The organism is Carnobacterium iners, from assembly GCF_900177385.1.
Taxonomy (GTDB): domain Bacteria; phylum Bacillota; class Bacilli; order Lactobacillales; family Carnobacteriaceae; genus Carnobacterium_A; species Carnobacterium_A iners.
In genome coordinates this window covers 2,493,221-2,518,606 of the sequence record NZ_FXBJ01000002.1, presented here as the reverse complement: position 1 = coordinate 2,518,606, position 25,386 = coordinate 2,493,221, and the positions used below count along the sequence as shown (strand labels likewise).

The 25,386-nt window shown below is 33.3% G+C and carries 21 protein-coding genes, 1 pseudogene and 1 CRISPR repeat array; of the genes and pseudogenes, 17 read left to right on the top strand and 5 right to left on the bottom strand.

Annotated elements, in window-relative coordinates; all coding sequences use genetic code 11:
- From B9Y54_RS12380 to B9Y54_RS11955, 13 genes are all read left to right on the top strand, one after another.
- On the top strand, positions 1-205 hold a 205-nt coding region (locus tag B9Y54_RS12380), incomplete at its 5' end, for a hypothetical protein (protein ID WP_159446093.1).
- Positions 206-282: 77 nt separating this feature from the next.
- Entirely contained in the window at positions 283-612 is a 330-nt protein-coding gene (locus tag B9Y54_RS12010; protein ID WP_085560463.1) for a hypothetical protein, read from the top strand.
- Between the two features lie 141 nt (positions 613-753).
- Positions 754-1,746: an Eco57I restriction-modification methylase domain-containing protein gene (locus B9Y54_RS12005; RefSeq protein WP_085560462.1), complete on the top strand. Its 993-nt coding sequence runs from the start codon at positions 754-756 to the stop codon at positions 1,744-1,746.
- On the top strand, positions 1,709-2,413 hold the full coding sequence (locus B9Y54_RS12000; protein WP_085560461.1) for a hypothetical protein: 705 nt from the start codon (positions 1,709-1,711) through the stop codon (positions 2,411-2,413). Before B9Y54_RS12005 ends, B9Y54_RS12000 begins: the two co-directional genes overlap by 38 nt.
- 59 nt (positions 2,414-2,472) lie before the next feature.
- Complete coding sequence (locus B9Y54_RS11995) at positions 2,473-2,889, top strand: hypothetical protein (RefSeq protein WP_143313958.1); 417 nt, start codon at positions 2,473-2,475, stop codon at positions 2,887-2,889.
- Positions 2,850-3,131 (top strand): hypothetical protein, encoded by a 282-nt coding sequence (locus tag B9Y54_RS11990; protein ID WP_085560459.1) that lies wholly within the window; start codon positions 2,850-2,852, stop codon positions 3,129-3,131. Before B9Y54_RS11995 ends, B9Y54_RS11990 begins: the two co-directional genes overlap by 40 nt.
- Entirely contained in the window at positions 3,124-3,657 is a 534-nt protein-coding gene (locus B9Y54_RS11985) for a hypothetical protein (RefSeq protein ID WP_085560458.1), read from the top strand. The genes B9Y54_RS11990 and B9Y54_RS11985 overlap by 8 nt, the downstream gene beginning before the upstream one ends.
- Positions 3,654-3,959, top strand: coding sequence for a hypothetical protein (locus tag B9Y54_RS11980; protein WP_085560457.1), 306 nt, complete (start codon positions 3,654-3,656; stop codon positions 3,957-3,959). The genes B9Y54_RS11985 and B9Y54_RS11980 overlap by 4 nt, the downstream gene beginning before the upstream one ends.
- Positions 3,960-3,974: 15 nt before the next feature.
- The gene (locus B9Y54_RS11975; RefSeq protein ID WP_085560456.1) at positions 3,975-4,337 is read left to right on the top strand and encodes a hypothetical protein; all 363 of its coding nucleotides are present in this window, start codon (positions 3,975-3,977) and stop codon (positions 4,335-4,337) included.
- The gene (locus B9Y54_RS11970; RefSeq protein WP_085560455.1) at positions 4,334-4,549 is read left to right on the top strand and encodes a hypothetical protein; all 216 of its coding nucleotides are present in this window, start codon (positions 4,334-4,336) and stop codon (positions 4,547-4,549) included. The genes B9Y54_RS11975 and B9Y54_RS11970 overlap by 4 nt, the downstream gene beginning before the upstream one ends.
- Complete coding sequence (locus B9Y54_RS11965; protein WP_085560454.1) at positions 4,546-5,133, top strand: PglZ domain-containing protein; 588 nt, start codon at positions 4,546-4,548, stop codon at positions 5,131-5,133. The genes B9Y54_RS11970 and B9Y54_RS11965 overlap by 4 nt, the downstream gene beginning before the upstream one ends.
- A 25-nt stretch (positions 5,134-5,158) precedes the next feature.
- A complete protein-coding gene (locus B9Y54_RS11960) occupies positions 5,159-5,905 on the top strand; it encodes a PglZ domain-containing protein (RefSeq protein ID WP_159446092.1) in 747 nt (248 codons plus the stop codon).
- 391 nt (positions 5,906-6,296) lie between these two features.
- Positions 6,297-6,581 carry a hypothetical protein gene (locus B9Y54_RS11955; protein WP_085558463.1) on the top strand — a complete coding sequence of 95 codons (285 nt, stop codon included), beginning with the start codon at positions 6,297-6,299 and terminating at the stop codon, positions 6,579-6,581.
- 195 nt (positions 6,582-6,776) lie between these two features.
- Here the strand turns inward: B9Y54_RS11955 and B9Y54_RS11950 are convergent.
- Positions 6,777-8,091 (bottom strand): annotated as a pseudogene (locus B9Y54_RS11950) (IS1380 family transposase).
- Positions 8,092-8,429: 338 nt separating this feature from the next.
- On the opposite strand from B9Y54_RS11950, the gene B9Y54_RS11945 reads away from it, so the two are divergent.
- Both B9Y54_RS11945 and B9Y54_RS11940 read left to right on the top strand, forming a co-directional pair.
- Complete coding sequence (locus B9Y54_RS11945) at positions 8,430-8,675, top strand: exonuclease/endonuclease/phosphatase family protein (protein WP_085558461.1); 246 nt, start codon at positions 8,430-8,432, stop codon at positions 8,673-8,675.
- Positions 8,676-8,719: 44 nt separating this feature from the next.
- On the top strand, positions 8,720-8,983 hold the full coding sequence (locus B9Y54_RS11940) for a hypothetical protein (protein WP_143313957.1): 264 nt from the start codon (positions 8,720-8,722) through the stop codon (positions 8,981-8,983).
- A gap of 49 nt (positions 8,984-9,032) precedes the next feature.
- Positions 9,033-15,337: direct repeats of the CRISPR family, unit length 36 nt; unit sequence GTTTCCTTATACCAAAAGATGCGAGAGTACCAAAAT.
- 10 nt (positions 15,338-15,347) lie between these two features.
- On the opposite strand, the gene B9Y54_RS11935 is transcribed toward B9Y54_RS11940, so the two are convergent.
- From B9Y54_RS11935 to cas9, 4 genes are all read right to left on the bottom strand, one after another.
- Positions 15,348-16,253, bottom strand: a complete 906-nt coding sequence (locus B9Y54_RS11935; protein WP_143062497.1) for a hypothetical protein — start codon at positions 16,251-16,253, stop codon at positions 15,348-15,350.
- Positions 16,254-16,306: 53 nt separating this feature from the next.
- Positions 16,307-16,636 carry a CRISPR-associated endonuclease Cas2 gene (gene cas2 / locus B9Y54_RS11930; RefSeq protein ID WP_200805338.1) on the bottom strand — a complete coding sequence of 110 codons (330 nt, stop codon included), beginning with the start codon at positions 16,634-16,636 and terminating at the stop codon, positions 16,307-16,309.
- Positions 16,620-17,522, bottom strand: a complete 903-nt coding sequence (gene cas1 / locus B9Y54_RS11925) for a type II CRISPR-associated endonuclease Cas1 (protein ID WP_159446026.1) — start codon at positions 17,520-17,522, stop codon at positions 16,620-16,622. The genes cas2 and cas1 overlap by 17 nt, the downstream gene beginning before the upstream one ends.
- Positions 17,523-17,710: 188 nt before the next feature.
- Positions 17,711-20,956 carry a type II CRISPR RNA-guided endonuclease Cas9 gene (gene cas9 / locus B9Y54_RS11920; protein ID WP_159446090.1) on the bottom strand — a complete coding sequence of 1,082 codons (3,246 nt, stop codon included), beginning with the start codon at positions 20,954-20,956 and terminating at the stop codon, positions 17,711-17,713.
- Positions 20,957-21,182: 226 nt separating this feature from the next.
- Between cas9 and B9Y54_RS11915 the strand changes: the two genes are divergently transcribed.
- Positions 21,183-22,316, top strand: a complete 1,134-nt coding sequence (locus B9Y54_RS11915) for an exonuclease SbcCD subunit D (RefSeq protein WP_085560449.1) — start codon at positions 21,183-21,185, stop codon at positions 22,314-22,316.
- Positions 22,313-25,369, top strand: a complete 3,057-nt coding sequence (locus tag B9Y54_RS11910) for an AAA family ATPase (RefSeq protein WP_085560448.1) — start codon at positions 22,313-22,315, stop codon at positions 25,367-25,369. Before B9Y54_RS11915 ends, B9Y54_RS11910 begins: the two co-directional genes overlap by 4 nt.
- The last annotated feature ends 17 nt before the right edge of the window (positions 25,370-25,386 follow it).

Genomic DNA, 25,386 nt, shown 5'->3' with positions numbered 1-25,386 from the left:
TAAAGCAGCTTTACGTAAATTCGCCTTTCAAGCACGCAATAAATTAAAAAAGGGTGTGCAACAAAAAGCCTACAGCTACGGCATTATGGCTGATAAGATTACACCTATCATAGAATTAACAGATGGTTTGGTTGTGAATGGAACAGTTATGGGTAAAGAGCAGTTAAAGCAATACAATCATTTGAAAAAATCGCTTAGTTTTTGATGGATACGACCAAGTGATGGACGAAGCAGCGTATACTTGGTTCAACCGAATTGTTGCTTTACGGTTTATGGAAGTGAATGGTTATCTACCAATCCGGATGTCGATTCTTTTCTTCGCAAACGGCTGGTAAACTAGAACCAGATGCTCTAACTGCTATCTTAGAATTAAGTGATGAATTAAATCTAGATAGAGAATTAATTTTTAAATTACAAGATGAAAATAAGTCTGAGGCTTTGTATCAATATTTATTAGTCAAACAATGCAATAAATTAGGCGAGATTATCCCTAATGTGTTTGACTATATCTCAGATGACTTAGCTTTATTGCTGCCAGATAATCTATTAGCAGAAAATAGCATGATTCGTGACATCGTCAATATGATTGATGAAAGACTGGAAAGATGTTGAAATTGTTGGCTGGTTGTATCAATTTTATATCTCTGAGCAAAAAGATCTCGTTTTTGCTAATTTAAAGAAAAATAAAAAAATGGTAAAAACGATATTCCAGCAGCAACGCAACTATTTACACCGCGTTGGATTGTCGAATATATGGTGGATAACTCACTAGGAAGACTATGGTTAGAATCTCATCCAGATGAGAACTTGCAAGAATCCTTATCTTATTACCTAGAAGATGCTGAACAAACAGCAGAAGTTCTAAAACAACTCGAAGACTTAAAAAATCCTAATCTTACTATTGAAGAGATCGAATTTTTAGATCCTGCTTGTGGATCAGGACATATTTTAGTCTATGCCTTTGAGCTTTTTTATAAAATCTATTTATCGCGTGGTTATTCTGAAAGAGAAATTCCTAAGTTGATTCTTGAAAACAACCTATTTGGATTAGATATTGATAGACGTGCAGCGCAACTAGCGACTTTCGCGGTTATTATGAAAGCTCGCTCGTATGATAAACGCTTATTCAGTAGAAAGTTTGCTGTTCATATTCACAGCATCGAAGAAAGTAATGAAATTACTCAAGAAGACGTTTATTTATTTGCTAAAGATAATGAGCAACTCCTTCAAGCAACAGAAACTTTAATAGAAACATTTAAAGATGCAAAATTGTATGGGTCAATTATTCAAGTTCCTGAGATTGATATCAGTCAAATTAAAAAACAAATGGACTACTTTAAACACTACGGTGAGATAGATATTTTTACCAGTGAACTAGTAGAGTATACATTGCCACTAGTAGAAGATTTATTAAATCAGTACAAGATACTAGCTAATCAATACGAAATAGTCGTAGCTAATCCACCTTATATGGGGTCTAAAGGAATGGATCCAAAACTTTCAAAATATGTGAAGAAATACTATCCAGATGAAAAAAGTGATTTGTTTGCGGTAATGATGAAACGTATGGAAGCTTTTTCTTTAGACAATGGGTTTATTGCTAACGTTACTATGCAATCATGGATGTTTTTATCTTCTTATGAAAAGTTCAGAAAATCAGTAATTAGTAATTATAGTATTGTAAACATGACTCATATGGATAATGGTAATGGGAATTGCCTTCGGAACCGTAGCAACAATATTTAGAAACAAAATTAATGATTACAGAGGAGTATTTAATTATATAGAGTATGAAGACATAGAAGACAATAAGCCTATATGGTTTCCTGTAAAAGAACATAGATATACTGAGCAGTCTACTGACATATTTGCTAGTATCCCCGGTATTCCGATTGCGTATTGGGCAAGTGATAAATTAGTTAATATCTTTAAATATACCCCATTAGAAAAATTATCTAATACGAGACAAGGTATGATTCCTGGTAATACTAATGAATTTCTCCGATATTGGTTTGAAGTGTCTATTTATGAAATAGGCTTTAATCATGAGAAAAGTGAGGATATTTTATTATATGGAAAAAAATGGTTTCCTTATAATAAAGGAGGAGCATTCAGAAGATGGTATGGAAATGTAGAGCATATTATAAATATGGAAAATGATGGTTTTGATATAAAATATTCAGGAAAAAATAATAATTACAGATTACGAGATCCTAAACTTTATTTTAAAGAAGCAATAACATGGTCTAAAATAAGTAGTGGGAAAATTTCTACTAGGTATATGTCTCCAGGTTGTATGTTTGATATTGCCGGATGTTGTATTTTTATATCAAAAGATGAATTGAAATATATATTAGCATTTAGTAATAGTATTGTAGCTTCAAAAATTTTGAGTTTATTAGTCCAACTATGAATTTTGAGGTAGATCACATAAAAAAACTACCTATTCTTATAAAAGAAGAGAGTAAAAATTTGATTGATAAAAAAGTGTTTAAGAATATTAATATTTCAAAAGATGATTGGGATTCTTTTGAAACTTCTTGGGACTTCAAAAAACATCCGTTTTTATATTGTAAAAGTACTTTGATGGAATCTTCATTTAAATCTTGGGAAGAATTTACAATAGGGCAGCTTAATCAGTTAAAAGCTAATGAAGAAAAGTTAAATCGCATCTTTATTGATATTTATGGGTTGGAAGATGAGTTAAGTCCAGAAGTAGAAGATAAAGATGTAACAATTCGAAAAGCTGATAAAACAAGAGATATAAAAAGTTTCTTATCGTATCTAGTGGGTATTATTTTTGGTCGTTATTCATTGGATGAAGAAGGATTAGCTTATGCTGGTGGAGAGTGGGACGCAGCGAGTTTAAAACATATCAACCTGATGTAGATAATATTATTCCTGTAACAGAAGAAGTTTTATTTGATGATGATATTATCAATAAGATAGAAGAATTAGTTAGCATCCTTTATGGAAAAGAACCGTTAGAAGAAAACCTTTTATTTATAGCCGAAGCACTAGGTAAAAAAGTAAATGAATCTTCCGTAGATTGTATTCGTCGTTATTTCATAAAGGATTTTTATAAAGATCACTTAAAATGTATAAAAAAGACCGATTTACTGGATGTTTAGCAGTGGGAAACGTGGAGCTTTTAAAGGACTAGTCTATTTACATCGCTATGACCGCGATACAATTGCACGTATCCGAACAGATTATGTCTTGCAACAAAGTAGGACATTGGATAATTTAATCACTTTAGAACAACATGTAGTAGATGATGAGAATGCTTCTAGTCAGTCAAAAGCTGCTTCATTAAAAGCAATTGAAAACTATCTAAAAGATAAAACAGAAATTGTTCAGTATGCAGAAGTACTAGACCATATGGCTAAACAACGCATAGAATTAGATTTGGATGATGGAGTAAAAGTAAATTATGAAAAGTTCCAAGATGTTGAAGTAGTTAAAGATCAAGCTGGGAAACTAGTGAAAATGAATCTACTTGAAAAAATAAAGATGGGAAGAGGCAGTCTAATGGCACAAGATATTATTAAGAAAATTCAAACGTTCTTTCACTCGCCTCTTCAAACAGGTGAGAAAAGAAAGATTCTGTATTTGTATGATGAAGACGAACAGTATGACGAACAGTTAACTGAATGAGTAAGGAAACTGCGTTATTTGAATTACTTAAAGTAACGGATCACAATTATTTTCAAATTCACTATCACATTGAAAAAGTGATGGCGGATAAAAATATTGTCTTGTATTATACAATTAAACGTCCTAATGACCAAGAAAATCCTATGTTGGGAGTTCTATTGTATAGCTATGAATTAAAATTGGATCAAGATAGTCAATTATATGCGGCTATCGGAATAGATTCAACTAACGAGGCCTTAACCGATTTAGCTAAACAGTACCAGACCTTTTTCAAATCTAAAGAACGAACAACTAAATTTTAAAAGTTCTTTCAGCAAATGATAACTCAAAATCAAGAAACAATGGAATTCTGTATCTTAGCTGTACTAACCAAAGCGAAACAGCCTGATTGGACTAACAGTTTGATTGAATTATTTGCTGAGTCTGTTAAAGGTCAGACTATGCGTTGGAGTGCAATTGAAAAATTTGGTAATAAGGATCGTTTTTGGCGGTTAATCAATCGTCTATTTGGCTTCAACTTGTCAGCAAGTAAGACCGGAAAATTATCTATCGAGACCTTAATGGAACAATTGTTTATCACTCATTTAGCTAGTGAATGGCCAGAAGAGTTTCCTAAAGCATTTGAACCATTTGTATTGCCAAAAGTAAATCAAGCGATTATTTTTATCATCAATGGATGAATTTAAGAGACCAGCAACTAAGTTATGGCCAGAAGAGTTTCCTAAAAGCATTTGAACCATTTGTATTGCCAAAAGTAAATCAAGCGATTATTTTTATCAATCAATGGATGAATTTAAGAGACCAGCAACTAAGTTATATTCAAGTAGCTGACCAATTAGAAAAAGAATTAGGATTAATCAATTATTCAATCAAGAGTCATTGGCTAACGTGACTGAGGTTCAAACGTTCCAATGGTTTGATAATTACCTTATTCAACAACTAGCTTCTCAGTTAGCTAATGGTGGGATAGACTATGATTATTATGATCAGTTGATTGCACAAAGAAGGGGGAAGTTTTGGTACAAGGACTACCGTACAGCTTATCATGCATTGCGCTGGAGTCTGAAACTAGTTAAAGCTGTAGATGAGATGACTAGTCTGCTTGCTAAGATTCATGATAAGCATTTATTTTGGCAAATGTATCAAACAAACTTTTATAAAATAGATCAAGCTTATCGTAAATTTTATTTTTACTCTGATCAATTAATTCATTTAAATGATTCATTTGAAGACTTAACATTAACTGTTGAAAGGCATTATCACCAGTTGTTTTTAAAAGAATTTGCAGCAAAGTGGGACCAGTTAGTGATGCAAGAAGCTAGGTTAAGCAGAAAGGATATCACTCAGCAAACTCATTTTTATTCTGATGAGGTAGCTTCTTTTGTCGAACAAGATAAAAAAGTTATTGTGATTATATCAGATGGACTGCGTTTTGAAGCTGGTCAAGAACTGTTTCAGCGTTTGTTTAGAAGATAAACGGTTTACTGGTGACTTATCATCAATGCAGACAGCTTTACCCTCTAGTACGGCTCTAGGAATGGCTGCATTATTGCCACATCAGCAACTTGCTATCGAATCGACGGGTGAAGTTAGAGTAAATGGGTTATCCACCGAAAGCATAGTAAAGAGAAATGAAGTCCTTCAAAAAAATAGTTCAGATAAAGCTCTGGCTATCAGTTATGATGCAGTCAATCAGTTAAGTCGAGATGAATTGCGCTCTGAATTTTCGGGAAAAAAAGTGATTTATCTTTACCATAATCGAATTGATGCAATAGGCGATCAAAGAATCACTGAGAATGATGTTTTTGCGGCTGTTGAAGAGACCTTACAACAACTAAAAAGACTATTCATACGTCTAACAACGGAAGTAAGTGCTGCACAGTTATTTGTGACAGCTGATCATGGTTTTTTATATAGTAGAAGTACCATTCAATCAACTGAAAAAGTGCAGTTAATAACTGAACTTAAAGGAACTAGTTACAATAAACGTTTTATCTTATCAGAACAAGAAAATCCAACACAAACAGGATTAAGCTTCTCTTTAGCAAACCAAATTAGCACTAATAGACACGTTCTTATACCAAGAGGGATCAATCGATTTTCGTTGGCAGGTGGAGGATATCAATACGTTCATGGAGGACATTTGCCTCAAGAGACAATGGTTCCTTTATTAAAAATTAAAATGGTACGCGGACGGAATGATATACCGCAAGTCACGGTTAATTTATTAAGTCAAACAAAACGCTGACGAATAGCGTTATTTGGTTGGAGTTTTTACAACTCGATCCTGTTTCAGAAACTCTCAAAGAAAAACGGCTAAGTGTCTATTTTGAGGATGAAATAGGCAATAAATTATCTAACGAACAAGTAATAATCGCAGATAGTAGAAATGAATTGAGCCAGATCGGATTGTACGTGAGAAATTTATATTATCAACTATTTCATATCAACAATCATCTAATTATTATTTAGTTATGAAAAATAGTAAAGATATAAAAGATGTTACAAAAGAGCGATTTAAACTTTTATAGTAAGAGAAATAGAATAGATAAATACCACATTGTATAAAAAGAGCAGTGTGGTATTTTTTAAATTTAAGAAAAAATCATGATATACTAATACAAAAAGGAGTAGAGATTTTGAAAATTATTACTTGGAATTGCAATGGGGCATTTAGAAAGAAATTCCAATATTTAGACTCTTTTGATGCTGATATTTATATTATTCAAGAATGTGAAGATCCAGCAAGAAGCAATCATGATTCTTACATTAAGTTTGCAGAAAATCATTTATGGATTGGACATAATAAGAATAGAGGATTAGGTATTTTTGCAAAGAAGGAGATAAAACTTGAAGACAATAATTGGCCATCTTTTGGGTTAGAGTATTTTATCTGTTGCAAGATAAACAATACACCTGAATAATTCATACCTTTAATTTTTTGTTGTTTTTAATCAATTAACACACTTTTTTCAAATTTTTTTCAAATTAACGTTTAATAGTTTTACTTTTTGGTACTTAATTCATTTATTTATTGGTTTCTCATTAAGAAAGTACGAATTTTGGGCATAGTTGGTCCTTGGTTTTGATTGGTTTTTTTTAAAAAAATTAAGGAGTTTTTAAATATAATGCCGAATCCTTTGGATTCGATTAAAGACGGCATAAAACTCCGCTTGATAAACATGCGAACTAGAAATTTTTAGATACATTTCTCTCGCAGTACTCACTAGTTTGCCAGCTACTTTGAATAAGCGAAGACGAATCGTATTAATTTGAAGTCCTTTATAATTTTTATCAAAACAAGTTGTACGCAAAAAATTGATTAGGTTGTATGCAAGGACACTTATCATCATACGTGCATGATTTCAATAAATTTAGGGCTATCTGTCTTATCAAAATAGAAACCATTTTTTGCTTCTTTAATGTAGTTTTCCATAGCACCACGCTTTTATACGTCTTAAAAACTTGTTTTGATGAAATATTTTCTGAAAAATTTGTGACAATAAACGTATGCTTGAAAAGTAATTCACCTATTTCTCGAATGGATTGAATGCATACTCTACGCGGTTTAGACCAAGACGCTGCTTGATAGGAAACGGAATAATAGTATTCTTCTTTTTCATTCCAAGGATAATTATCGTCGTAATACACAAACTCTTCTGCTAATCGGTATAAATTATTATTATGTTTTAGGCGAATGACAAAGTTTGACCCATATTCTTCGCATAACTCATAAATATCAGGTGTTGCAAATCCACTATCTCCACGCACTAAAATATCTGTCGTAGGGACTGCTTGATTGTAATGATCTAATAACGGTTCAAGAAACTCTTTAACTCCTTTAGACGTGTATTGATTTCCTGAACGAAGTTTAGCTTTTAAAAAATCGCCCGTTAATCCACCGAATGCGACTAATGGATGATAACCGTTTGTTCGATAGTGGGCATTATAATCTGTTGTTCCTGAATACCGAAGGTATCAGAGTGTGTAGAATCCAAATCAATAATCATATTCATATCATTGCGAACAAATCTCGCTTGGTCAATTAATGTTTGATTAAAGGTTTGTAAATCATTAATCGTTTGGTCTGTAATGCGATCAAGAAACCGAGAGATAGTCGGTTGAGAAGCCAAACACTCTTCTTGTAATAGAGTTTGTAATACTGGATCATATTGTAAGATAGTCGCAGACGAATCAGCTTTATAGCCAGCAATTAGTTGAAGAATTAGTTGTTTTAAAATTTTATGGTTAGTGTGTTTCCAATAGCGACGATTTTCATTATATGAATGAGTTTTTTTGACAATTCTTCAAAATGAAAAGTATCCATTAATTCATCAACTAAATTAATCCTGAATCACTCGATAAACGACCACCTGTATGAGAGACATATAAATGGTTATTGAATTTCATTGCTTTTTCTTGTAAAGTAATCATTGAGAGAACCCCTTTCTATTGGTTGGTTGTGATGATATAACCATAGCAGAAAGGGGTTCTTTTTCATCACCTAATGGGTGATAAAGCAAATTAGTTTAAACGCTGTAAAATCAACATCGATTAGTATTTTTAGAAAAGCTATGAATTATTCAGGATACATTTGATTTATTAGGAATATGGGGGTGCAATAATTATATAGAAGATCTATGTTTACTTACAAATCTATAAAAACAGATAAGAAACACATTAATAGGTGGGGACTTTAATAGTAACGCCATCTGGGATGAAAAATATAAACGACGAACTCATTCAGGGGTGATGAACTGGCATCTATTGGTTTGGTAAGTACTTACCATTCCTTAACAGATACTGTCGCTGGATCAGAAAAATATGCGACATATTATATGTATCGTCATAGTCATCGACCTTATCATATTGATTATTTTTTTTGTAAGAGAGAATGGGTAGACAACCTGACTATTGGTATTTATAAAGATTGGATTTTGCATAGTGATCATATGCCTATTTTTTTAGAGATAGACCGTGAGAATAGGGTTAAAGAAGAGATGGAAAGTGTAGACTGAAAAATAGAATTTTATTGAAATTAGACTTAACGAATTTATAAAAGATGAAGTTTCCTTATACTAAAAGATGCGAGAGTACCAAAATCCACCATCTAAGAAGAGTTGAGTTTCCTTATACCAAAAGATGCGAGAGTACCAAAATTACCCCGAATACAAAAGATGCGAGAGTACCAAAATATCGAGTTCGAGTTTCCTTATACCAAAAGAGAGTACCCTTAAAAGAAGTTTCCTTATACCAAAAGATGCGAGAGTACCAAAATATCAAGGTGTGGGAAAAAAGTTTCCTTATACCAAAAATGCGAGAATGATACCAAAAGATGCGAGAGTACCAAAAGCGAGATACCCGAGTGTCAGATTTTTTTCCTTATACCAAAAGATGCGAGAGTACCAAAATTATATCCTTTAGATCAAGCCGAAAAAACGTTTCCTTATACCAAAAGATGCGAGAGTACCAAAATTAATCAAAAAATATTTCCTTATACCAAAAGATGCGAGAGTACCAAAATATAATCCAGAAAGAAAAATGCAATTAAGACGTTTCCTTATACCAAAAGATGCGAGAGTACCAAAATCCAATCCAATTCAAAGTTAATCTCGTCCCAGTTTCCTTATACCAAAAGATGCGAGAGTACCAAAATACACTGGGGATCAATCGTTGTTATGGGAGAGTTTCCTTATACCAAAAGATGCGAGAGTACCAAAATAACCTTGTTCAACGTTTTCATCTGCAACAAGTTTCCTTATACCAAAAGATGCGAGAGTACCAAAATTGCTATTATATGCACGATCAAAGTATAAAAGTTTCCTTATACCAAAAGATGCGAGAGTACCAAAATCAGGAGCCCTTCCTACAGGGCTACCTAGAGGTTTCCTTATACCAAAAGATGCGAGAGTACCAAAATCAACGTTATCAAAAGCACAATTTGAAGATGGTTTCCTTATACCAAAAGATGCGAGAGTACCAAAATAGCACAAAGCTGGAATATGATAGCAATCGAGTTTCCTTATACCAAAAGATGCGAGAAGTACCAAAATAATGCTTCGTTTTTTAATTCAAACATAACTGTTTCCTTATACCAAAAGATGCGAGAGTACCAAAATCCTAAGGTAAGCTTTCCCCATCGGGGTGGTGTTTCCTTATACCAAAAGATGCGAGAGTACCAAAATAATCAAATACGTTACTAAACAGATGAATGAGTTTCCTTATACCAAAAGATGCGAGAGTACCAAAATATTAAGAAACCGAAAGCATCTTTCAATCCAGTTTCCTTATACCAAAAGATGCGAGAGTACCAAAATGGATTGAATTGGATTTAAATCAATTACTTAGTTTCCTTATACCAAAAGATGCGAGAGTACCAAAATCTGCAGACTTGACCGCCATACCAACAAGTGGTTTCCTTATACCAAAAGATGCGAGAGTACCAAAATTGAAGTAGTAGAGTTAGGAAGCAACAAAAAGTTTCCTTATACCAAAAGATGCGAGAGTACCAAAATAGGAATCGAAACAATCAAAGAGTTACAACGGTTTCCTTATACCAAAAGATGCGAGAGTACCAAAATCCACGTTATCAAAAGCACAATTTGAAGATGTGTTTCCTTATACCAAAAGATGCGAGAGTACCAAAATTACGCTAAGTTCCATCTTCATTCCTTTATTGTTTCCTTATACCAAAAGATGCGAGAGTACCAAAATTAAGGGTGGGTTTAGGCATTGTTTTAAGATGTTTCCTTATACCAAAAGATGCGAGAGTACCAAAATACGCCACTTTTGTTAATGCTATTAAACAGAGTTTCCTTATACCAAAAGATGCGAGAGTACCAAAATACGTATCACCTTTCGCCTTATTTACCTTTAGTTTCCTTATACCAAAAGATGCGAGAGTACCAAAATTGGTGGAAACAAAAAAATGTTTATCATCGTGTTTCCTTATACCAAAAGATGCGAGAGTACCAAAATCGAACTACGAAGAAGAAAAAAATAAGTATAGTTTCCTTATACCAAAAGATGCGAGAGTACCAAAATAATGCTAAGTCTCAAACTGATTTAAAAGGTGTTTCCTTATACCAAAAGATGCGAGAGTACCAAAATCTTTTACAGTATTAGACAAGGAGACAATGAGTTTCCTTATACCAAAAGATGCGAGAGTACCAAAATACCTAAGATCTTCGGAGTTGAGACTATCAAGTTTCCTTATACCAAAAGATGCGAGAGTACCAAAATAACATATACAAAGGCAACTCAATTTAATTGGTTTCCTTATACCAAAAGATGCGAGAGTACCAAAATTACACTAGATGATTTAGACCACCTAGAAACGTTTCCTTATACCAAAAGATGCGAGAGTACCAAAATGTATTAGGATAACCAAAAGCCTCCATTAAGGTTTCCTTATACCAAAAGATGCGAGAGTACCAAAATGCAATACAACAAAAATGAAGACATGAATGAGTTTCCTTATACCAAAAGATGCGAGAGTACCAAAATCCACCCATTGCCATGAATATAACTTCTTCTGTTTCCTTATACCAAAAGATGCGAGAGTACCAAAATCTTATAGTAAAACAATGCCTTCTCGAATATGTTTCCTTATACCAAAAGATGCGAGAGTACCAAAATCTTATAGTAAAACAATGCCTTCTCGAATATGTTTCCTTATACCAAAAGATGCGAGAGTACCAAAATGCCTGTATAGATAAGCCTAGAACATCAGCTGTTTCCTTATACCAAAAGATGCGAGAGTACCAAAATCATTGGCTGAAGATGTTAAGTTGCAAAGATGTTTCCTTATACCAAAAGATGCGAGAGTACCAAAATATCAACAGCAGAAAAGAGTATTCTCATACTGTTTCCTTATACCAAAAGATGCGAGAGTACCAAAATACGGGCTTGATAAAACTTACAAAGAAAGAGGTTTCCTTATACCAAAAGATGCGAGAGTACCAAAATCACACTTATGCTGTTTTGCCTATACCTAAGGTTTCCTTATACCAAAAGATGCGAGAGTACCAAAATACATTTAAACGCTAAACCTGTTGTAAAAATGTTTCCTTATACCAAAAGATGCGAGAGTACCAAAATAATACAGTAAAATGATTGGATAGTATTTTTGGTTTCCTTATACCAAAAGATGCGAGAGTACCAAAATGGATATGAAATCAATGACGATAACAGAAAAGGTTTCCTTATACCAAAAGATGCGAGAGTACCAAAATATATCAACACTCCTTATCCGTTATGATTATGTTTCCTTATACCAAAAGATGCGAGAGTACCAAAATCGAGTAATAGGTCTCGTTGCTACTGCTTTAGGTTTCCTTATACCAAAAGATGCGAGAGTACCAAAATTTAGATCCGTTAACAAAAGTAGTCGGACTACTGTTTCCTTATACCAAAAGATGCGAGAGTACCAAAATATATGAGAGTGTCGGGTCTATATTAAAATCGGTTTCCTTATACCAAAAGATGCGAGAGTACCAAAATAGAGTTAACAAATCACCAATGAAGATAACTGTTTCCTTATACCAAAAGATGCGAGAGTACCAAAATAAGGTTAACTCTAGTAAACATGCTATCATTGTTTCCTTATACCAAAAGATGCGAGAGTACCAAAATACTTTAAAAATAAATCAATGGTCAATCCGAGTTTCCTTATACCAAAAGATGCGAGAGTACCAAAATCCATTGAAAGCTAAACAGATTGAAAAGATTGTTTCCTTATACCAAAAGATGCGAGAGTACCAAAATAGAACAAACAAAAAAAAGTTTGATGTTAAAGTTTCCTTATACCAAAAGATGCGAGAGTACCAAAATGATGTTTTTAAATTATCAGAAATGATTGATGTTTCCTTATACCAAAAGATGCGAGAGTACCAAAATGATGTAGTAATTGATTATATAACTTCAGAAGTTTCCTTATACCAAAAGATGCGAGAGTACCAAAATACTAATTAAACTCAATCAAGAATGTAAGGTGGTTTCCTTATACCAAAAGATGCGAGAGTACCAAAATAACTGAACAAGAAAAGCTATATTATATTAGTTTCCTTATACCAAAAGATGCGAGAGTACCAAAATTGTTTGGCATTTTAAACAGTACAATGACAGTTTCCTTATACCAAAAGATGCGAGAGTACCAAAATACTGACTGTCCTGTATCTTGTGCAACCTTAGTTTCCTTATACCAAAAGATGCGAGAGTACCAAAATCCATCGCCGAGGCTAACGGGGTAGGCATGGGTTTCCTTATACCAAAAGATGCGAGAGTACCAAAATCTATTGAACTTCAAATCGAGCTGTTGAATCGTTTCCTTATACCAAAAGATGCGAGAGTACCAAAATCGTATCTGCCTCTAGGCATTTTGACAACCAGTTTCCTTATACCAAAAGATGCGAGAGTACCAAAATTATAAGTAAATATTTTCTATCACAACCACACGGTTTCCTTATACCAAAAGATGCGAGAGTACCAAAATAGTAGCCTGAAGAAAACAAGTTAAATACTTGTTTCCTTATACCAAAAGATGCGAGAGTACCAAAATACAGTTGAAGGAACTTATGACGCATTAGATGTTTCCTTATACCAAAAGATGCGAGAGTACCAAAATCTTTATTTGTGGATAACGCTATCCTTTTTTGTTTCCTTATACCAAAAGATGCGAGAGTACCAAAATACTCCTGCATACATTAAACCTGCAGCAAAGTTTCCTTATACCAAAAGATGCGAGAGTACCAAAATCGTTCAATATTTGTTAGTTTCTTCTCGAAAGTTTCCTTATACCAAAAGATGCGAGAGTACCAAAATAGGGGCTGGAATGACAGACAATCAACCATCGTTTCCTTATACCAAAAGATGCGAGAGTACCAAAATGGTTCATGGTTAACAGTTGACCGTACACTGGTTTCCTTATACCAAAAGATGCGAGAGTACCAAAATTCCTCTTGTATACCAAGTGAGACTATAATTGTTTCCTTATACCAAAAGATGCGAGAGTACCAAAATAAAGGAGTGACTTTAGGTTTTCTTTTTGCTAGTTTCCTTATACCAAAAGATGCGAGAGTACCAAAATAGGATGCTGTTACTGTTTTATCTTTTGACCGTTTCCTTATACCAAAAGATGCGAGAGTACCAAAATGACATAGTATCTATTTTTATACCAGAATTAGTTTCCTTATACCAAAAGATGCGAGAGTACCAAAATCGTCTTTTCTCAAAATAATTGAATGAGCTTGTTTCCTTATACCAAAAGATGCGAGAGTACCAAAATGGTCCAGAAAACCTACCTATGGAACCAATGGTTTCCTTATACCAAAAGATGCGAGAGTACCAAAATAGATTAAATATTTTGACGGAATGGCATACCGGTTTCCTTATACCAAAAGATGCGAGAGTACCAAAATACATGGAATATGATATTAAAACATATAGAGGTTTCCTTATACCAAAAGATGCGAGAGTACCAAAATCATTATTGTAGTATAAGTACTTTGGGTTTGGTTTCCTTATACCAAAAGATGCGAGAGTACCAAAATCAGTTGCTTTTGAGATAGCATAAGTAGAAAGTTTCCTTATACCAAAAGATGCGAGAGTACCAAAATAATTTTTGAAACTGCCTAGCTCCATGTTCGGTTTCCTTATACCAAAAGATGCGAGAGTACCAAAATGGTACTTGACAGGAATGAAGAAGGTGAACCGTTTCCTTATACCAAAAGATGCGAGAGTACCAAAATAAGTTATTCCGTTTAGAAACGCCACCATAAGTTTCCTTATACCAAAAGATGCGAGAGTACCAAAATAGATACAAGTGACGCATTAAGCAGACACGTGTTTCCTTATACCAAAAGATGCGAGAGTACCAAAATTATCAGCTAAAAAGCTAAGAGATAAATATGGTTTCCTTATACCAAAAGATGCGAGAGTACCAAAATCAATCATACCGTTTAGTGGCGCTTTAGCTAGTTTCCTTATACCAAAAGATGCGAGAGTACCAAAATGGGTCACCATATTGAATTACTTCAAGAGGAGTTTCCTTATACCAAAAGATGCGAGAGTACCAAAATAGCAGTACAAGAATTGATGACTCACGATGAGTTTCCTTATACCAAAAGATGCGAGAGTACCAAAATCACTTAGTATACGTTTACCTGCACTAGCAAGTTTCCTTATACCAAAAGATGCGAGAGTACCAAAATGTTACCGACTACCATTTGATATTGAAAACGGTTTCCTTATACCAAAAGATGCGAGAGTACCAAAATGTGACTAGTTGTTTTTTGTAAATCAATCTTGTTTCCTTATACCAAAAGATGCGAGAGTACCAAAATAATAAGTTGCTACAATCCGAAACAGGTGAGGTTTCCTTATACCAAAAGATGCGAGAGTACCAAAATTCCTTTTGAAGCATTTTGACTTCATCTACTGTTTCCTTATACCAAAAGATGCGAGAGTACCAAAATGATGTAAGTGTAGAATAGTAAAACAAATAAGTTTCCTTATACCAAAAGATGCGAGAGTACCAAAATGGATTATGGTGGTCGTGGCATTAGTTACTGGTTTCCTTATACCAAAAGATGCGAGAGTACCAAAATCAATGGTGGAAACACTAGTTATCAAAGAGTCCTTATCTGTACCAAAATACCAAAAGATGCGAGAGTACCAAAATACCAATTTAATTATACCTTATCTTGTATTAAATTTTCAAAATATTTTTTTATATTGGCTGTAACTGCAGTTAGATCAACTATTACAGGAGTATTGGTAAGAATAAAAAGTGAGTAAACATAGATAAAAATAGATAAGTTATCCACAGTTTTTAAAGATAAAAGAACGGTTTCTTGCGCGTACTTATCCACAAGTATCATATACCAATTACAAGCATGTTGAAATGTTTCTTCAGACCAACTAGAAGGAATTTTTGAGATTAATTGATCTTTAACAGCATAACAAATAGTTTTATTTCTTATTTTTTCTTTGTAAACAATATTGGTAGGAAAAAGAGAAGGATTTTCTGTTTGAATAAAATAGAGAATCCCATTAGGAGACTGTTGAAGGTAATAAATAAAATGTTCTAATTCCTTATCTGAAAGCACCACTTCAGGAAATTGTATATAGATAATTAATTTTTTATCACTTATTGATTCTTCTAATACATTAATTTGAAGAATTAATTTTTCATAATGAGATAGTTGAGCAGAATTTTTTTTTGAAAAAGATAAGCTAGTTTGAATCCATTTTTTATCGAAAGGCAACAAAGTGTAGTGAGTTGTGTTTGTTTTTTGTTGAGTATTTAAAAAATCAACTTCTTCAATCAATTCTTCCCAGCTTTCAACTAATTGTTTATAAAATGGAGAAAACTCAAGATTAGTCAAAAATTCTTTTTCTTGTCGAATTAAAGCTTTCTCTAAACTAATAAATTTTGTTGGATCATTTGGAGAAAGAATTTGGAATAGAAAGTCTCTTCTTGGAATCAATGTTTGGTTTTCAAAAAGGTTTATTTGTATACCTTTATAGCTGAAGTAATCGCTAAAATATTCAACTAATTGACACCATTCTTTTTGCTCACCTTTTAAAATAGTCACTTTATCAACTAAGAATGAAGTTACTCGTACAGAGTCTTTAATGTGCCATTCCTTCATAAAATCACCATCGGATCTTCGGTAATAGCTTTTTCAGTAAGGGTTTTATCACCAACAAGCAAAAACATATTGCTGTATTGTTTTTCAGTCACAGCCATAGCCCGAATAGAACCATGTTTTGGGAGGTTATTTCTTAACCCCATCATATAATTATCTAAACTTGATCGATTTGGGAAAATTTTTGCGTAGACTGAAAATTGAACCATTGTAAAACCGTTATTAATTAAATACTTTCTGAATCTTGAATAAGTTCGTCGCTCACTTTTTGTATTCATTGGCAAATCAAAAAATAAAACTAAACGCATAATTCTATAAGGAGATGCCATTGGCAGGGTAAACCAATAGTTCGGTATTATTCTCATTCATTCCTTTAATAAAAGATTGAACAAGTATTTCAATCGCGTTCAGAATAGTTTGTTTTTGATTGCCAATCAATAGTTTGTTATTGCTAATTAAGTGAACAATTTTTTGTTTAGTTTTTAAGTCTAAATAAGTATCTTCTTGGCACATAATGCTGATCCATAAATCAATGACAGGACGAAAGGGTTCAATAAGGTCATCAGCTAAATTAAAAGCATTGTATTGGTTGTAATGCCCAATACCAAAAGAAGGTTGTAAACCCGAAGCCACAATTGTTCTAGCAACGGTTGAACGAAGGACAATATAACCATAATTTAAACCAGAGTTAATTCCGTCAAAGCTGTCTCGATCCCTAGTAAAGGAACTTCCAAACAACGTTTTAAAATAAAGTTTAGCAGCATGACCTTCACGATTCGTTTGATCAGAAAAGTTAACATCATCAGAATAACGATGCATTGCTTCAATTGAAGTAGAATCTTTTCTTAAATGAGCTAATACGGAAGCTTGATTCGCTATTTTTATTTGAATAATTTTTTGCCACATCAAGCCTTTCATTTCAGTAGACCATTTAACTTGCCTTTCCAGAACTCTAGAAGACTGATGATGACTATGAGGAGAAAGAGCATAAATATTGGGTAAGTGTTTTTCATCACAGAAAATTAAGAGAATATGGTAATCTGCTAATTTATTTAGCAAGCGGGCAGTTACAACGGTTTGCTGGTTATCGACAATGATTGTATGAATATCAGTAAGCGGTATCAAAATTTCCGTATCTTCTCGAATAACTTTTAAATTATCAAGATACAATCTTAAGTAATCAGATTTTTCAATATAGACAACACGCCAGCTCATTATTATCACTCCTTTTTCCAGAGTTATGTACAAAAAAAGCCCCATAAATGGGGCGATTTCGGCATAAAGCCTTATTTTGGTAGGTCCTCGCGACCCTTTGGTATAAGGAAGTCTTCCGTCGAAGACACCCTTATTATAACAAGGTTTATATATTTTGTAAACCCTTTATTAGAATTTTTTTCTTAATGTTATTCTTTTAAATAAGGACTAAATATTTCTATATCAATTGGATATTTGTTACCAAGAATATCGGTATTATATTTTTTTAAATAGTGCAAGGTACCAACTGCAATAAACTGTTGTTTATTACTTTTAAAAATAATATCTTCTATTTCTATTTTATTTCCGCGTGGCATAGCATCACCTTTAAATAACTTTTCATAATGAACGATTTTTTTAGTCTTTTCTTTAGTTGTTTCGTCTTCAACAGTTTCTAATTTATCGTAAGAAATCCTGTCATTTTTATATAAACTAAATTGAAATCCATAGCTATCATCTATTCTTTTATAGGGAGCATTACGACCATTTTCTCCATTATATAGATTCATATCAAGAGTATAGATACCATCTACTTTTCTAAACCAATTATAAGGTACTCCAAGGTATTTGTAGTTTCCATCTTCATTCATGTAAATATCCACACGAATACTTTTTCTACTTAATAAAACAACATCATTTTTAGCATCTTTATATTTATTTGAAATATTGACATGGATACCTAGTTTTCTATCTAGATACTTCAAGCTTTTAACTGGTACTTTTCCGTCTTTTAAAATAAAGCCGTGTTCTTTGTAAAAATCTTGGAAAGGATTGTCCGCATGACTATGTTCTTCCATGACTTTTCTGATTAATTTCCAAGTTTTCTCATCATGTTGGGCCATTAAAAAAAGATCAGAATCTTTTTCGATTCTTTTTTTGAGAGCTTCATAGCCTTTCTTATCCAACTGATAAATATTTTTTACTTTCCCGACAACGTATGTTTCATCATCTTTTTCGCGAGTAGAGTAGATGGTTTGATTAGACATTGTCCGATTGGGTTTACGATCAACTTTATGTGAATACTTAATTTTGTCCTGGTAATTTCTTAATGAGCTAACAAATTTAAGTGAGTTGTTGTCGAAAACTTGAGAGGCATTGATTAGTTCACCAGTTTCTGTATCAACGGCCACACCTTCAATAGTAAAAGTTGTTTGTTTCAGTTGCTTAAATAACGGCATTCGACCAACACCGGCAACGATCAAGGCATCGATAGCATGATGAAAATGACCTGCATCACGATCTTTACGCATGTTTGTTCGTTTTCTTAATGCAGCAGTGAAACTTCCACGAATCGATAAGACACCTGTTGGAATAGCGTTATTTCGATAAAAAGTACGAAGCGAGCTAGAAAAACTCCTCATAGCGTACTGGGTATCAACTAAATTCCGATTAATAAAGTCTTTTTGGACTTCCTCATCGTGTTGGACATCTCGTTGTTCTAATAAGTAGCCTAATTTTTTATTGCTAATTCGACGAGATTTAAATAAACTCAAACAATCAGCTTTAAACTCAACAAAAGAGCGTGTCGCTTTGCCACTTTGGAAATATTGGAAAGGGGTTAATTGGCCTTTTAATTGATTTTCTGCATGGTAAACGAGTACTTTATTTTGTTGGCTATCATCAAAGGAATAAGAAAGTGGAATGATATGGTCGACTTCAAAACGCGTAAAATCATAAACAATATCAGAAAGGGCGATAGACTTACCAGAATACACACATTTTCCATCTTGAACATCCCATAATTTTAACGCTAAATGTTGCTTGCCATTTAAATACAAGTCTTTTAAATTCTTCACTTCAAGTAGATCACAAATCTTTTTCTCAAATTTTCCTTGGTTCCTTTGGAAATTACTATAGTTCAGTCTTTCTTCATCGCTATTTTTTTCGCGAGCCATTTCAACGACAACATAGGCAAGTTCACCGTATTGTTCTCGGACAGCATTAGTGATTTTAATCGCTTCGCGATGAGCTCGTTTTGCGACTGTACTTAGAATAGCTTCATCATCGAATTGGATTTTAGTGCCATTTTGTAACTGTTCAAGACGGCTTTTTCCTAGTCCTCGTTCTGAGAAAATTTGCATTTGGTTTTTATTGGTTTCCCATAGCTCAGGCAAGATTAATTGTATCGCTTTTTTAGAAAGAGCATGGTATTCCTTAAAGGTTGTATCATTAATTAAAGCAGCCGTTACTTCTGGCAAGCTGTCATGATAGGTCGATTGAAATAAGTCTGTTAGCTGTTCTTCTCGACGAGTTAAGCTTTTTTCTGCGGTTAGAATATCGGCTATTTTATCCAAAACAGCGGGATTATCAAAAAAATCAGCGGGAACAGTAGAAATAGATTCCACTAATTTCCTTAATTTCTTAAATCCAATAAAATCTGTAAAAATCGGTTTATTGGTTTTTAAATCAATGCGAGCACCCTTTAAGTCTTCTTCAGGAATAGTCAGGTACTTTGCAATCCCATTTAATGTAATTTTTTTTCCGTTTTTTATGAATTTCTCAATCAGATACTGTTTATCGTTTACCGATAAAAGACTGACTTTTTCTTTTTTATCATTCGCATACCATAAATTATTCAAATCATTTAGCAGATTGTATAAATCAGCCGTGTAAGACATCTTAGCGATATGCAATTCTTCTGGAAAATAGGTACAACGTCCACGCATTTTATTAATCATCGTTTCGTGTTTAAGTTTTCCATCTTCACCAATAAAATATTGTCCATAAGGAGTAGGAGATTTTTCAGAACCTGGGCCATCATAATACATCCGGCGACTATTAACTAAAGCTAAGTACGACTCTTTGAAGCTATCAGTAATTTCAGGATGAAATGCTTCTTGTTTTTCTAGAATAGCATTAGCTTCTTTGATATAATCAGTTGTCTTAAAGCGGTTCGTGTGATCACGTACGACTTCACCATTTTTTATTTTATCTAATTGGATTTCACAAATGTGACGGTCTTCTAATTTTTTTGCATTCTTTTTTAATTGCTCTTTAGTAGATAATTCACTGCCACTTGTTTTTTCATCTTCTTGTGGTGTATCCAATGTTGTCCCGCGGCGTTTAACTAAATGATACAGTGCAGCGGCTAGTTCCTCTTTCGTTACTTGTTCATAAAGAGCGTTGCGTCTTGCTTCATACGGATTGTAGTCTTGAATAGAGGTGCAAGAGAAGTTATTTTCTACTAATAATGTTTTCGTTCTTTCTAACCGGTGCTTTCTTCTTCTTTTTAACCGTCTTGCGCTGCGAAAACTCCGGCGATCTTCATTAGCATTTCTATTCGCTTCTTCAAATAAGCGAACACCAGCTTTTTTAATTTCTCCTGTTTCTTCATCGATAATTCCCCAACCAACACTAGAAACTCCGATATCTAAGCCTAGAACTAGTTTAGCCATTGTAAACCCTCCCATTTTATTAAGATGCTATTAGTATACCATTATTTTTAAAAAGAAAACGCTCGTTTTATCAAAAGTGTCCTATTTTTTTGAATAAAATAAAGTGGATTAAAGTAACTAATCTTTTATCCAAAACAGAACTTTTGAAAGCACTTAAAAAGTGGTAAACTAACTGGATAAGACAATAAATGATTAGATTAAAAATGGAGACAAGGGGTCGAGATAAGTGCGAATATTACATACAGCCGATTGGCATATTGGGAAAATTGTAAATGAAGTATCTATGTTAGAGGACCAAGAATTCTTTTTAGAACAATTAATTGAAAAATTGAAAAATTTAGATGTAGATGTATTGATTATGGCAGGAGACTTATATGATCGAGCTTTCCCGCCAAAAGAAGCTGTTACATTGGTAAACACAGTATTAACTCGGTTAATCAAAGAAATAAATATACCTGTCTTTATTATCGCAGGAAACCATGATAGCAACGAGCGTGTGGAGTATGGCGCAAGCTTATTTGAATCAAGTAATCTTTATATAGAAGGAACCGTTAAAGAAGAGACGAGAAAAGTGACGATTCAAGATACGAACTTTTACTTATTGCCGTTTGCAGATCATGTTTACATTCGTGAATTATTAAAAGATGACTCTATAAAAAATTTAGAAGACGCAACAAGGGCTCAAATAAATAAGATAAAAGAAACAATGAATAAAGAAGAAACGAATATTATTATCGCTCATGGTTTTGTCATTAATATTTCTGAGGACAGTTTTGAAACGACTGATTCAGAGCGACCACTGAGTATTGGGACAGCAGAGTATGTCAATGTAGAAATGTTTGAAGACTTCGACTATGTTGCATTAGGCCACTTACACAAGCCGCAAAAGGTAAAACACGATAGAATTCGCTACAGCGGATCTATTTTAAAGTATTCTAAATCAGAAACCAAACAAAAGAAACAAGTCTCACTGGTAACAGTGGAAAAAGGAAGCGTAGAGATTGAACCTATTTATTTAAAACCTTTGCATGACATGCGTGTCGTTAAAGGCTCATTTGAAAACTTAATGACTCAAAAATCAGACGATTATGTTTTTTTTGAGTTACTGGATGAAACGTTTATCATGGATGCCATGAATCAGTTACGAAGAAGATTTCCAAATGCGATGGGCTTAGATTATATAACTAAGAAAAATGACAATCAAGTTTATCAAACAGGTAGCCAAAAAAGCTTGAAAGAAACGCCACTAGAAGACTTATTCAGTAAATTTTATCAGCAAGTCAAACAAAAAGAGCTAGCAGCTGATCAAAAAGAAATCGTTGAAAGTATCTTACACAAATTAGGAGGCAATAATAAATGAGACCACTGAAATTAACATTAAATGCTTTTGGTCCTTATAAAGGGAAAGTTGAAATTGACTTCACTCAGTTTAATCAAAAAACTCTCTTTTTAGTTAGTGGCCCAACAGGTGCAGGAAAAACGACTATTTTTGATGCAATTGCTTATGCATTATATGATGAGGCAAGTGGAACAAGTCGAGGAAAAGATTCATTTAAGTCTCAATTTGCTACAGATGACGATCTTTGTTACGTAGAATTAGAATTTGAATTAGCTAGGAAACTCTACTACATTAAACGGTCTCCTGCTCAAAAAGGACCCGGCTCACGAAAGATAAAACAGCATGATTCAAAAGTTGAATTCATTCATGGTAAAAATGTGACTACCAAAATACCGATAGCCAATCAAGAAATCAAAGACTTGCTATCGTTATCTTATGAACAATTTAAACAGATTGTTATGCTGCCTCAAGGCGAATTTAAAAAGATGCTGGAATCAAATAGTGCAGACAAAGAAAAAATATTTCGTAATATTTTCCAAACAGATAGGATGAACGAGTTCCAAATGAGTCTAAAAGAAGAAGCTCGATTATTAAAATCAGATGTCGAGCAAAGTGATAAAGTAATGGAGCAGTTTGTAAGCTTTATTTTTCCACAAGATAATCATGCGTTAGCCGAAGCAATAGCATTAATGGATATCGCCCAATTATTAATCGAACTGGATAAATCAATTGATAGTTCTAAAGAAACCATTCAAATTTATGCTAATGAGATGGACCGATTCCGGAAAAAAATACAGCAAAATCAAGAACGAATAATAGACTTAACAGAATTAGAACAATTAGAAAAGATAAAAACTGAGTTAGTAGAATTAGAAAGCGAGACAGAAAATAAACGAGTAAAAATAAAGCAGAATGAACAAGCACAACGATTAGTTAGCTACAAAGAAGAAAAAGAAAAGACGGCTAAAGAAAAGCTACGATTAGAAAAAGAGTTAAAGGCGGCTGAACAAGATTTGACAGGAACAGTGCTTGCTCTGAGAGAAAATAAAGAAGAAGTTGTAGTAGCAGAAGAGAATTATGCTACTTTATCAGAAAAAAGAGAAAAAATAATAGAATTAAAACAAGAAGAGAATCATATAAAAGCCATTGAACTAAAAAAAATGAAGATAGTTGCCTTAGAAAAAGAAACGATACAAGTACAACTGGATAGTGAAAAACAAACAGCATCACTAGTGGATCACAAAGAACAACTAGAGAAAAATAAGCAACTAGCCTTAGAAATTAGTCAAGCTAGAAATAGCGTAGCGGTTATACAAAACGAATTAGCAGAATTAAAAGAAGAGCAAACAAAATCGGGCGCTAAACAAGCTCAATACAATGAATTGATCCAATTGATTGTACAAAAAGAAGAGAAAGTGCATTTATTCAAACTAGCAGATGCCAAATACATTGCTATCCAACAAGATTACCAGCAACAACAGTTACTGTTTAATCGAAATATCGCTGGTTTATTGGCTAGTGAATTAGAAGAAGGAACACCTTGTCTTGTATGTGGTTCGCTTGATCATCCTTTACCAGCAGCGCTATCTAAAGATGCTCTATCTAAAGAAGAATTAGAAGCGATAGAAATAGATAAGGATAACAGTTATCAGGAGTACACATTCTTAACAAATGATTTAGTCCATTTGAATGAGCAAATTAAAAAATATGAAGCGACTCTTCAAGTAGTTTCAGAAAAAGCACCAGAAAAACAAGCACAGTTAGCACTAGAACAACAAGCGCTAGATAAAAATAAAGTGAAATGCATGAAAGATAAAAAGTTATTAGAGCAATTAATTGAGCAAGAAGAAAATACCAAACAACAAATAGAAGATGAACAAGAACAAGAAAAACAATTAGTATCAACGATACAAGAATTGCATTCAGCTCAGCAACATATAAATAAACACATACAAGAAATAAAAAAAGAAGTGGAAGAAGCACAGACTCACTTAATTTACGGCGATATTAATCAAGTACAAACCACTCTCGAGCAGTTGATAACAGAGATTGGACAAATCGAATTTAATTATAAAAAAAGTTATGAGGAAAAAAATAAACTAGAAAAATTTGAAGCACAGTACAAAACAACGATTGATTCATTTAAAACGCAACTTAGTGCAAGTATGAAAAATGCTGAACTAGCCTTAGCTGCATTTGAACAGCAATTAAAAATAACTGGATATGCTGAACAATTTGAAGACTATTTAGTGGGAAATGAGCAGCTAAAAGAGTTGGTAACCGAAATTGCTGATTACGATAAAAAGGTCTGGGTTAACCAAGATAATCACAAGAAGCAAACACAAAAAGTAGCTGCTATGAAAGAACATTATTCAGTTGAAGATTATCAAGAAAAAATCAAAACCAAAGAAACGAAGCTAAAAGAAATAGATGAAAAGTATCAAGCACTGATTGGGATAACCAATAAGCATGAATCAGCTAATTTAGAAATAAAAAAACACTACAAATCTAAAGAAACACAACTAGAAAAATATCGTCTATATAGTGAGCTGTCAGAATTGGCAAATGGATCTAAGGAAACAGATTATATTTCGTTTGAACGTTATGTATTGGCTATTTATTTTGAAGAAATTATTCAAGCAGCCAATCTTCGTTTTACTCAAATGACTAACAATCGTTATTCTTTATTAAAAAGAGAAGAAAAAGTAAAAGGAGCTGGAGCGAAAGGTCTAGACTTAGATATATTCGATAATTATACAGGTAAGACAAGAAGTGTGAGAACTCTCTCTGGTGGAGAAAGTTTCAAAGCGTCGTTAGCCTTAGCCTTGGGACTGAGTGATGTCATTCAAAATCATAGTGGTGGGGTGAGCGTAGATACCTTATTTATTGATGAAGGCTTTGGCACGTTGGACTCAGATTCGCTAGATAGTGCTATCGAAACATTGTTTGATTTAAATAAAAAAGGTCGATTAGTCGGGATTATTTCGCACGTCGAAGAACTAAAGATGCGGATACCGGTTCATATTGATGTAACGAAAACGTCAGAAGGAAGTCAAATAGAAGTTAAGATGTAATGAGTTAGATCAAGTAA